Annotated in this window: 8 protein-coding genes and 1 pseudogene; 6 read left to right on the forward strand and 3 right to left on the reverse strand. The window is 47.0% G+C overall.

Translation table 11 applies throughout. The features are described from left to right. The first annotated feature begins 30 nt into the window (after positions 1-30). From NC981_RS22865 to NC981_RS22880, 4 genes are read left to right on the forward strand one after another with little or no spacing between them, the layout of a single operon-like run. A complete protein-coding gene (locus NC981_RS22865; protein WP_348245002.1) occupies positions 31-504 on the forward strand; it encodes a hypothetical protein in 474 nt (157 codons plus the stop codon). A 24-nt stretch (positions 505-528) separates the two neighbouring features. Then, positions 529-1533: a methyltransferase gene (locus NC981_RS22870; protein WP_348245003.1), complete on the forward strand. Its 1005-nt coding sequence runs from the start codon at positions 529-531 to the stop codon at positions 1531-1533. 27 nt (positions 1534-1560) lie between these two features. Next, positions 1561-2760: a hypothetical protein gene (locus tag NC981_RS22875; protein WP_348245005.1), complete on the forward strand. Its 1200-nt coding sequence runs from the start codon at positions 1561-1563 to the stop codon at positions 2758-2760. A 60-nt stretch (positions 2761-2820) separates the two neighbouring features. After that, the gene (locus tag NC981_RS22880; protein WP_190375326.1) at positions 2821-3345 is read left to right on the forward strand and encodes a peptidoglycan-binding protein; all 525 of its coding nucleotides are present in this window, start codon (positions 2821-2823) and stop codon (positions 3343-3345) included. 572 nt (positions 3346-3917) lie between these two features. Here the strand turns inward: NC981_RS22880 and NC981_RS22885 are convergent. Both NC981_RS22885 and NC981_RS22890 read right to left on the reverse strand, forming a co-directional pair. Continuing rightward, entirely contained in the window at positions 3918-7793 is a 3876-nt protein-coding gene (locus tag NC981_RS22885) for a PAS domain S-box protein (RefSeq protein WP_348245007.1), read from the reverse strand. Further along, the gene (locus NC981_RS22890) at positions 7786-9699 is read right to left on the reverse strand and encodes a response regulator (protein ID WP_348245009.1); all 1914 of its coding nucleotides are present in this window, start codon (positions 9697-9699) and stop codon (positions 7786-7788) included. Before NC981_RS22890 ends, NC981_RS22885 begins: the two co-directional genes overlap by 8 nt. Before the next feature lie 212 nt (positions 9700-9911). Between NC981_RS22890 and NC981_RS22895 the strand changes: the two genes are divergently transcribed. Beyond that, positions 9912-10295 (forward strand): hypothetical protein, encoded by a 384-nt coding sequence (locus NC981_RS22895; RefSeq protein WP_348245011.1) that lies wholly within the window; start codon positions 9912-9914, stop codon positions 10293-10295. A gap of 114 nt (positions 10296-10409) precedes the next feature. Continuing rightward, positions 10410-11234: an ADYC domain-containing protein gene (locus tag NC981_RS22900; RefSeq protein ID WP_348245013.1), complete on the forward strand. Its 825-nt coding sequence runs from the start codon at positions 10410-10412 to the stop codon at positions 11232-11234. A gap of 59 nt (positions 11235-11293) precedes the next feature. On the opposite strand, the pseudogene NC981_RS22905 reads toward NC981_RS22900, so the two are convergent. Beyond that, a pseudogene (locus NC981_RS22905) lies at positions 11294-11460 on the reverse strand (arsenical-resistance protein); the annotation flags it as partial. Between the last annotated feature and the right edge of the window lie 111 nt (positions 11461-11571).

The raw sequence follows: 11571 nt of genomic DNA on the forward strand, positions 1-11571 counted from the left end.
ACATCAACCAACCAGGAATTAGAGGTCACTATGTTTCATCACATTTCAATCGCCGTTAACCATCCGTTGCACGTTGCTAATGTTCTAGCAGAAGTATTGCAGGGTCGTTGTTTTCCCTTTCCTCCCCATGAAGGAAGCTATATCGTAATCGTCGATGATGGCTTTGGAACCGGAATCGAGCTTTATCCGGCTGATACTCAGTTGACTCCCGAGTCAGAACAAGTTGGCTTTTCTTCAGGAATTGCTCAAACCTTTACGTCTGTTCATGCTGCACTTTCGGTCTCGGTCTCGCAAGTACAGATTACACAAATCGCCGATCGCGAAGGATGGCTAGTGCGATTGTGCGATCGCGGTCCCTTTAAAGTGATGGAATTTTGGGTAGAGAACAAATTCATGCTCGAATTGCTCACCCCCGAAATGGCAAAGGAATACCTGCAATTTGCTCAAGCTGCTAGCTATGAGGCATTTCTGAATCAGGCTGCGTCCCAACTTGTTGAAGCTTAGGAATTAACTGGAGCGAAAAGAATCATGATGACGATGGAAAGAGTAGAAGTTGCTCCGCAAGAGACAATGCTGAGTTTGATCGGTGGCTTTTGGGTTGCTCGATCGATTCATCTTGCTGCAAAGTTAGGCGTTGCGGATTTGTTTGATGATCAGCCGAAAACGATTGCTCAACTTGCAGCAGGAACACAGACTGATCCGCGATCGCTCTACCGACTCCTACGCGCCTTGGGCAGTGTCGGCATCTTTACCGAAGTTTCGGATCAATGTTTTGCACTGACTCCGTTGGGTGCAACACTCAAGAGCGATAGTCCTGGCTCAATGCGATATGCTGCAATGGCACAGATGGGAGATGACCATTCTTTAGGCTGGAGCAACGGGTTGCACAGCCTGAAAACGGGCGAGGTTGCGTTTGATGCCGCAGCAGGAATGCCGGTCTGGGATTACTATGCTCAACATCCTGAGGCGGGGAAGGTATTCTCGCAATCGATGACCAGTATGGGGACTGCGATCGCCGAAGCGGTCGCTGCAAGCTATGACTTTTCTGAATTTAGAACGATCGTCGATGTGGGTGGAGCGCAAGGAAGTTTGATTTCGGCAATTTTGCGCTCACATCCTCACCTCAAAGGCATCTTATTTGATCTGTCCGAAATCATTGCGACTGTCAGTGTAGATGAGAATATTCAACCCGTTGCCGGAAACTTCTTTGAGTCTGTGCCAACGGGGGGCGATGCTTACCTGATGCGATGGATTATTCATGATTGGGACGATGAAAAGTCCTCGATCATTCTGAGAAATTGTCATCGCGCGATGAGCGATCAGAGCAAGCTGCTGCTGGTTGAAGGCATTATTCCACCCGGAAATGAACCTGCTCCAGTAAAACTCATTGACGTGATTATGCTGTTGATGACGGGCGGACGGGAACGCACTGAAGCAGAGTATCGATCGTTGTTACGATCAAACGGCTTTGAACTTACGCGCGTAATCCCAACACCCTCAATGCTTAGCATCATTGAAGCAGTAAAACGGTAAGCCTTCTGCACTCTCTTAAAAATCGCTATGAAACTATACCGCTTTCTGATGTCGTTTACCGTTGCGCTTGGTTTAGGCTTGAATGAATCTCCAAAAATTCCTGCTTTAGCACAAGCGCAACTTTCTGAAGGCAATCATGCGCTTAAGGTTGCACAGCGCTTAAATCGACCGATGCAAGCTCTGCCAAACGTCAATGGAATTCGCTTTCGAGCGTTGAACTATAAATTTTCAGAAACTCAATCCCACCCAGGGTTAGAAGAAGCCATTCGTCGAGAGCTAAGCGGAGATGTTACGACTATTCGCTATCTTTACAACTCGATCGACTTAGATGGTGATGGACGCAATGAAAAGATCGTATATCTCGTTGGATCAACAACTTGTGGCACGGGTGGCTGTACGATGCTGATTTTCAGAACAACGGGACAGGGTTACAGCCTGATTTCACGACATACGATCGTCAATAACCCGATCGTCGTTAGCACCCAAAAAACGAAAGGTTGGCGGGATATCGTGCTGTTTGTCGGAGGCGGGGGTGGAAAGCCAAGCTACCACAGCTTGAAATTTGATGGTTCAGCTTATCCGAGTAATCCTTCGACGGCTCCAGAAGTTGCACCCGGAACCATCGTGAATGGAACTGCGATCGTCGCTGATCAAATTTCTCCGGGCGTGGGGATTGCTTTCGGTCAGCCTGCGAATCAATCAGGAAGCCTAACCCCGAAGCAGCAAGCCTCATTGAAGTCATTAGGAATCGCGATCGCAGTCCCCAGCTTCATCCCTGCGGGTTACACCGTTAGCAAAGTCGAGGTTAAACCTTGCCCTGCCAATGCACCTCGTTCGGATAAAGGCACGTGTCGATTTGGGCCGCAATACGGCATTGTTTATCGTAACGCGCAACAAGATCGCTGTTTTGCGATCGAAGCCACCGGTGGTGGTATCGGTGGGGTTCCAGCCGAATATGAAGTCAAAATCAATACTCAATTATTTGGTGAAACTTCACTCTTGTTTGGTCAGCAAAATGGCGAATTCAAAATGCCCTCATCGCAGCAGCTTAACTCGCCACAGCCCAATTTATTAACAGATTGGGCGGGAGTGAGTCCGTTCTATCGCATTAGCGGAGCTGAAATAGTGCAGAAGTCTTATTACAAAGGTGCATCTGCTCAGTGCCGCAATACGATTACGCCAAATGAAGCAACGAAGATTGTGCGATCGTTGTCCTGGCTCAAGTAGCCGCTATTGTCCTTTCACATTCACTCAACTATCCGGTGTACAACACCAAGGAAGCAAATCATGGAATCAACTCAAGTGAACTTACAAGCCTCTGCGATCGATCTCAAAGCAGTTTGCCGCTATTTCGAGCCGTTCAAATACCAGCATCAATCCGGAGCTGTCAACTGGTTAGAAACCCAACTATCTTATCCGACTTTTCGCGCTTTCACTCAACGGTGGGAAAATCAAGCCGTTTCTCCTGATCCAGTGCTGCGACTCAATAGCACAGGTGCAGCCGTCTACGATCTGCAACAATTATTAAATAAAACCGGAGCGAAGCTGCTTGTCGATGGTAGTTTTGGTGCGAAAACACAGGCAGCCGTGATCCAGTTCCAACGTAACAATGCTTTAACCGCAGATGGCATTGTGGGCAACCTCACCTGGGCAACTCTCAGAAAGTTAGTCGATCAACGCTACTTGTGGAAGATGTTCGATGCTTACAATCCGACTGAAAAGCCGCATCAAACCCGCGCTTTAGATTGGCTGCAAACCCAAATTTCGACGGCTACTTTAACTGAATTCGCTCGTCGCTGGCGGAGTGCTTAACCCTTACGTTTAAACCTGTGCAGCATAGACATGAATGCTAGGACGGTGTTCTAGCATTCATTTTTTAGGTCGATGTTGCAATTTCTGCAACTTATACCGAATTAAACATAGAATGCGACAGATCATACTCAAAGTCCCCCATTCTGGGGGATTTAGGGGGCGAGAATCTGTCGCATCCACAAATCAATCTGGTATTAGCCGAATGAATCGGAGTGCGATCGCTACACTGAATCCATCGCCACAGATTCAATCATTATGAATGCTTCTCTTTTCCTTTGAGCAACTATCAGTTTGCTACTCTTCGGCGGTGTAGTTTCAACCTCGATTCAGTCCGTCACAGCACTCTCTCTGATTCAAAGCACCAAGGCTGAACCGATTAAAGATCCTTAACGTTGTACCGCTTCCTTATTAAACAGACCGTTGAAGAAATTTCAGATTGCAAATCCGCGATCGATCCTAGCAATCCACTCTTTCAACAAATCAATCAACTTTACGACAAAACTGTTGAAACAGTTTATCGTGCTGAATCTCGCTAGGAGGAACATCGGCTGGATGGTTGCGATCGAGATAGTTTATTGAGAAAGCTCAGTAATTTCGTCAAAACAAAACTTTTGAACTAACTCCGTTAGGGCGATCGCAACTCGTTGATTCGTCTCTGGGATTTGCTGAACCAATTGCAGGATTCGGTCAGCATCGACAGCAAGCGAGGCTTGATGCAGTTGTGCAATCCAATCTTGAGGCATTGTCGCAAGCATTACACGAGTTAACGTTAACTCAGGCGATGAATCAATCGGATGTTCGTTCTCTTCTTCATACAGATAGTTCACCCCAAGATGCTTCGCGAGTTTCTCAAATAAGTGAGCTTCTCGAAAGGGTTTTGCTAGAAAATCATCGCAGCCAGCCGCCAGAACTGAAGCGCGTTGTTCTTCAAAGGCACTGGCGGTTAATGCCAGAATCTTGGGTCGAGTTTGAGCCGATTCAAGCACCCGGATTTGCCGAGTTGCCTCATAGCCATTCACGATCGGCATTCGCATATCCATCAAAATCAGGTGAGGTTGCCATTGCTGCCATTGTGCGATCGCATCTTCTCCATTCACGGCTGATTGGGTTTCAAATCCCACCATTGTTAACAATTGCTCGACGAAATCTCGATTCTCAGAGCGATCGTCAACAACTAAAATTCGATATCGGGGTTGCTCTGGTGCTAGTTGCAGCACTCGCTTTGAAGTCGAGGTAGGTGCAACTTCTGCTGGATTCGCGATCTCAATTTGAATTTCAAAGGAAAACGTTGATCCTTGTCCCACAGTTGATTCAATGTGCATCTCTCCGCCCATCAATCGCACAAATCGCCGACTAATGGTTAACCCAAGCCCTGTGCCTTCTCGTAGTTGAGAACCGCTACTGGTTTGGATAAATGGGCGAAATAGCTGCTCGAATTCTTCTGGAGCAATTCCCTGTCCCGTATCTTGAACTTTGAATTGCAGCGTTAATTCTGACTGCACGGTAGCTTCTAGCGTAATGCTGCCACTGTCTGTAAATTTCAGGGCATTGCTCAGCAAATTAATTAGGACTTGGCGCAGTTTGTTTTCATCGGTTTGAATGTACTGAGGCAGATTGGGCGCGATCGCAAAGTTCAGCGCGAGTTTCTTTGCTTTCGCTCGAATCAAGAACATCTCTTGTATCGTCTGTAAAAGATGATGCAGATCAAAAGAAACCACATTCAAAGTCGTTCGTCCTGCTTCGATCTTTGACATCTCTAACACATCATTGATTAAATTCAGCAAGTGTTCACCACTGCGATTGATAATGGCAAGAGAATCGCGTTGGCGATCAGGAAGAGTAGCATCGCGTTCGATCAATTGCGAAAAGCCTAGAATTGCATTCAAGGGTGTGCGTAACTCATGGCTCATGTTAGCTAAGAATGTACTCTTTGCTAGATTTGCTGCCTCAGCCGCTTCCTTAGCAATGCGTAAATCGGTTTCAGCCTTGTGTCTTGCTCGTCCGATCGCAATCAGTTCGCTCACAAGCTTAAGACAGTTGATATCTTCCTGGCTCCAATCTTTCTGAAAATGAACCGTGTCTATTCCCAAAAAGCCAGTCACCTGCCCTCGATAGATCACAGGAACTCCCAGCACCGATTGAATCGACTGACGGGTAAATAGCTCTCGCTCTGGTGTTTCTGGCATCGTCTGAACACCAACCGTATGCAAGGCTTGTCCCGATAAAAAGTGCTGATGCAAATGTGGATGCTCAGGCACGCTCGACACTCTTGCTTCGGGAGTGAGCGGCGTAATTCCATCACCACACCATTCGTACACTAATTGGCATCTCGTCTGGTCAGCGTTGTACTCGAAGATTGTGCCTCGTTCTGCGCCAATATGACGCGCGATCGATTCTAAAGCAAGATGAATCGCGGTTTCTGCATCCTGGTCAATAAACTGCCGAGAAAGATAGCTGAGTAAATGATCTAACCTCGCTCGACGTTGCAGCGCTCTTTCGGCACCTTTACGATCGCTAATATCTCGCACCATCGCTAAAACATGCGGTTTTCCATTGTAAAAACAGGTGGTTCCTTTAACTTCAACATCAACCAGGCTGCCATCCTTGCGAACATCAACTGCTTCACCACAGAACGGCTGCTTTAAGGTCATTGCTTCGAGAAAGCTATGAAATACCGATATGCTGTCTGGATGAATATACTCCGATGGATGTAACGTTAAAAATTCCTCGTATGAGTACCCATGCATTTGGCAAGTAGCAGGGTTCACTTCGACTACAGTGATTGTGTCAAGATCCAGGATGAACAAGGCATCAGTAATTGCCTCAAAGATCGTGCGATATTGTGCTTCTTTCTCCTGTAAGGCTTGTTGTTGAGCTTGCAACAGCCCATTCTGCTGAAGCAATATTGCTTCAGCTTGTTTTTGTTCCGTGATATCGGTTTTCGTTCCGATCCATTCTTGAATGTTGCCTTGCTCATCGAGGATGGGCACGCCCCGAACTGAAAACAATCGATACTCGCCGGATGCCACTTGAATGCGTTGCTCTACTTCGTAAACTTTCCCAGAGCGAACTGCTTCTAGCCAAACTTCTGCGGTCGTTGCTCGATCGTCTGGGTGAATGCTCTCGAGCCATCCCCATCCATTTGCGCTGGCTTGGCTGCGTCCAGTTAACGCACACCAAAGCGGAATATCTTCGACCACTTCTCCGACCGCGTTGGTCATCCAAACAGCTTGAGCCGTTGCCGTCACAAAAGCCCGATATCGCGCTTCACTCAGACGCAAGGCTTCTTCGGTTAATTTACGATCGTGAATGTCTCGCGCGACGCCAATGATTTGTAATTCTCCGTCCACTCCAAGAGTCGGTGCAACGTTGACGACTTGCCATCGGTAACTGCCGTCTTTGTAAAGAGATCGACATTCAATCCCGGCTTGCGGTTCACGGGTCTCGACCATCTGTTGGTTCAGCTTAAAACACAGTTCAGCATCGTCAGGATGCAGAAATTGAGGGAATGGTTTCCCAATCATTTCTTCAGGCAAGTAGCCCATGACGTTGATGACGTTTGGCGAAACGTAGCTAAAAATTCCCTCTGGTGTATTGACAAATAAAATATCATTTGCGTTTTCTACAATGTTGCGAAAGTGCTGTTCGCTGCGTTGCAAAGCCGCCTCGGTTTGCTTGCGATCGCTAATATCTCGAAAGAAGGTAATGCGCCCATAGTACTCACCAGTAGAAGATTTGACGGCCTTGCTGTGACGTTCGATCGTCCGCCCATCTTTCAACGAAAGCTCATCGTAAAGAACTTCGTCTAAGTTTTGATAAAGCGCTTCGATGCGTGCTAAAAAAGCGTCTGAGTCTTCAAGCTGATTTGCAACCATTTCGGCAACCTGCCGAGAATTTTGAGTTGGTAAAATCTGAGGCAGTCGCCAGATTTCGCAAAACTTTTGATTGTAGTCCACGATATTGCGATGTTCATCTGCCACCAAGATGCCATCGATCGACGCTTCTTGTTGTGCTTTCAGTAGAGCATTACTACGACGCAGTTGTTCTTCAATGGCTTTCTGCTCGGTGATATCTCGCAAAATCGTGGAGACAAATTTGAGCGATCCATCTGGATTTTTGTGCGTGACAATGATTTGAGAAGCTGAAATTTCTCGTTGATCTCGTGTGAGAAGAACTGTTTCTCCAGTCCAGATTCCGTCTCGAAGCGCGATCGGAAAAGCTTCTTCCAACAAAACTTTAGCGACTTCGGGCGGATGATATTCTGAAATAGTTTTTTGCGATAAGTCTTCGGTATCCCCAAATCCTAATACTCGACGTGCAGCCTGGTTGAAATAGAGAGTGCGTCCTGTTGCGTCAGCAATACCAATTAAATCCACAGCGGTTTCTAAAACCGTAATTAAGTCTTCACGTTGCAGGTGTTGAGCTTGAGGGGTTAGTGCTTCACTCATGAATTGATCCTTCTAAGCAGAGACTTGCAGTTTGATAGAGCGATCGTAGCGTGAGTCCATCGGTTGGATAGTTCACTACGGCAGAACGATAAATCAGATTCGGAGCTTCAAACGGTTGTCGTTGCAGCATTGCGATGACTTCTGATAATTGCTCCTGAAATTTTGCTTTTGTGGTTTGAGAACTGGCAATTATAAATTCACCGTTTCTCCAATAGCCGAGAATTTCGCCGTTACAAAAACTAGCTTGCAAGCATTGCCCAGTTTGCTTGAGAATCTGATTTCCAATCGTGTGTCCCTGCTGAATGTTGATTTGTCTTAGCATGGGAATGTAGAGAATTGCAAGGTAAGTTGTTTGATGGTTGCGGAATTGAGCTTCGATCGCTTGACTCGAATAAAACTGATTTGCCAGTCCGGTAATCGAATCTTTGGTGCTCAGTGTTTGTAGCAGTCGCAATCGTTCTAACCGTTGGGTGAGCCGTGAAAGTAATTCTTGCCCAACAATCGGTTTGACAACATAGTCATCGGCTCCGGCTGCAAAGATTTGTTGAACGGTTGCAGTATCTTGATGAGCAGTGAGAAAGACGATCGGTAAACTTTGCCAAGCTGGATTTGCTCGAATCGCCTGACAAAGTGCAACCCCATTCATCTGCGGCATTTCGACATCCAGAATCAGCAGATCGGGATTGATCGCTGATAAAACCGTCCAAAATTGCAGTGGATTATCGATTCCTGTTAAGCACATTCCCCAAGGTTCAAGAAGCTGTTTCAAGGTGGCAAGAACGATCGGATCATCATCGACTGCCAGAACCGTCCAAGAGCGGAGAGATGATTTAGAATCTTTCCCATCGCGGGGGACTTCAGATTCAAACTCATCTATTTTTGGAAGATTTAGGGGGCTTCCACTCGTTTCGACCGGAGCCGAAAGATTCAGAATATCACCCAAGCGTCGAACCAGCGATCGCACTTCTTCCGCTGGTAATTCGGCTTGTCCTTCAAACTGTTTTTCAAGCTGTCGAGCAATCTGTGTTCCTTCATCTCGATCGAACATCCCTAAAACCCCCGCTAATTTATGAGCAGCGCGTTCTGCTGCTTCTCGCAGTTCAATTGGTAAGGGGTAAGTATGGGCCGATTGTTGCAGCACCGCAAATCGTTCTGCCATTAACCCACGATACTGCTCCCAAAGCTGTGCAACCTGATTGTCATAGGACTGTGCGGATTGTTCCTGATTGGCTTCAATGCCTTCGCGCAATCGATATCCTAACCCATACACGTTCTCAATCCAATCGACTGCACCGCCTGCTTTTAGCTTCTGCCGCAATCCTTTAATGTGAGATTTGACGCTCTCTTCCTGAGGCGGATCGTCAAACGTCCAAAGATGCTCGATGATGTCTCCACAGCTAAAAACGCGACTAGGATGGCGTAGAAACAATTCGAGCAAACTATACTCTTTCGGTGTCAGCGGCAGTAGTTTCTCAGCATAGGTGACTTGGCACGATCGCGGATCGAGCTGTAATTTTCCAATGGTCAAAACTGGGCTTGCTGCTACCGTTCCCCGTCTCAACAAGGCTCTAACTCGGGCTTGAAGCTCTCCCAAGTCGAATGGCTTTGCTAAATAGTCATCTGCTCCTGAGTCTAAGCCTCGAATCCGATAGGTGCTGTCATCTTTGGCGGTCATCAATAAGATTGGGGTTCCACAACCGCGATCGCGAATTCTCTGGCAGAGCGTGATCCCATCCAATTTAGGCAATCCTACATCAATCAGGATCAGGTCATAAGTTGTGCTCTCAACGCATTCCCACCCAATCGCGCCGTCCTCTGCTGTGTCTACTGCGTAATGGTGTTCGCTCAGCGATCGTATAATCGCATCTGTCACGATCAAATCATCTTCAACTACTAAAACCCTCATACCTATCGCTCACCTAACCCTAAAGTGATTGTAAGGTAGGTCATCCCGCGTCTTAAAGCATTCTTACAAGAACGCAACAATCGAGCAGGCATAAATTAGTTTTTCTCCTCTAGTTCTCCCCGATTATTCTCTATCTTGAGAAACATCAAGCGAACAGCTTACATTCAAGCTTCGCTAAATCTCAACTTTATGACCACAACAAGAGGACAATTATGAAGCGTCAATTCTGCACTGTTGCTATCCTGACAACTCTGGGTGTTTTGTCTTTTGCATCGATCGCAAAAGCCGGAGTCACTCTGAACGGTACATCAGTAGATGGTTCTACTGTCGATCGTGCCCAGCTGTCTCTTCAACCTGAAGATCCTGCTAGTTCAGACTTTTATGGAGTCGTTTTGAACGGTACATCGGTAGATGGTTCTACTGTCGATCGTGTCGAATCATCTCTTCAACCTGAAGATCCTGCTAGTTCAGACTTTTATGGTTCTAACCTAAACGGTACATCATTGGATGGTTCTACTGTCGATCATGCCGAGCCGTCTCTTCAATTTGAGGCTCAGGAGACGGTGAATCAGGATAACGCGACCGTAAATGACTAACCTCTAGTTTTCAGTCTCAGGCGATTTGCTTGAGGCTTAACACTCATCACTCAATCCCATCCCTTGATTCATTCTAGGGATGGGCTTCTGAATCGCTTTATGCAGTTCTAGCTTATGCTTCAATCTTGGTTTAGCTCTCTGTTTTGTTTGTCGATCGCGATTAACATTGGCATTGTTGATTTTGCTAAATCTCAACCGAACCCTGCCGCCTCGATCAATGCTCTAGCACCGGGAAGTACGATCGTTGGCTTCGATGCCCAAGGACATCGCTTGAAGTTTCAAATTCGCAGTATTGAACTCGATCCGCAAGATCCACAGCAAGAAACTTACCTTTACACCGTGTTCTATCAAACCAAAAACCAGGCTTGGCAAAACTACTGTCGAGCCACGGATCACTTTGCGGCGAAAGCAATTGCACTTCGAGGAACCTGGGATCGCAGCGGCACTTACCAAGGGAACGAAAACCGCATCACGTTTAGCTGCCTAAGTGGTGCATTAGCAAAGTGTGTTCGCTTAGGCTATAGACCTTGGCAAACGATCAAAGGGCAATCGCTCAAAGAGTATCATCAAGCTTGTGTACGGATGATTCGTGCCGATTACTGTGGCGATGGAACAACGCACACCCAGGATGGAACGCGAATTGATATCTACGATCGCTTAGGAATTCAAAAACGGAATGGAGTCCCTGGGATGAGTTTTGAAGCAGCGTGGGGCATCGATGGAGCGCGATCGATCCACCATACCCGCTATCCAAAAGCTTTAGCTTATGTGCAACGAGTTTGTCCGCATCGACTCGCAAGCAACACAAAAACAAATCAGGCTCCGCTCGCTCAATTGCAATCTCCTGCGCTCCTATTCAACGATTCTGCAATCAAGGAGTTGAACAGTAGTACACCACGTCTAGACCGAGATTCGCCAAAATCGAAGTCTCATATCTAGCGGCGTGACCCAACACAGCGCAGATGGGGCAGGGTCGCTTTTTCGGGTTCACGGGGAAATCAGGCTGCTGTCCGTTTATAGACTGCGACCCGCATTAGCATCACCGGAACTTCAATCGAGACACCTACCACTGTTGCCAGTGCTGCGCCAGAGTTTAAGCCAAATAGAACGACAGCAGTTGCGATCGCGATCTCAAATGCTTACTCGCTCCAATTAACATTGCGGGTAGTCCTAAACAAGTAAGGATAGAATGATAAGCGATGTTTAGGTTTTTCTCGCTGTCATGCTTTCCTGTCCCAGTTGCGAGCCAAAACACACGGTCAAAAATGGCAGAATC

This window comes from Leptolyngbya sp. DQ-M1 (assembly GCF_039962505.1).
Lineage (GTDB): Bacteria > Cyanobacteriota > Cyanobacteriia > Leptolyngbyales > Leptolyngbyaceae > Leptolyngbya.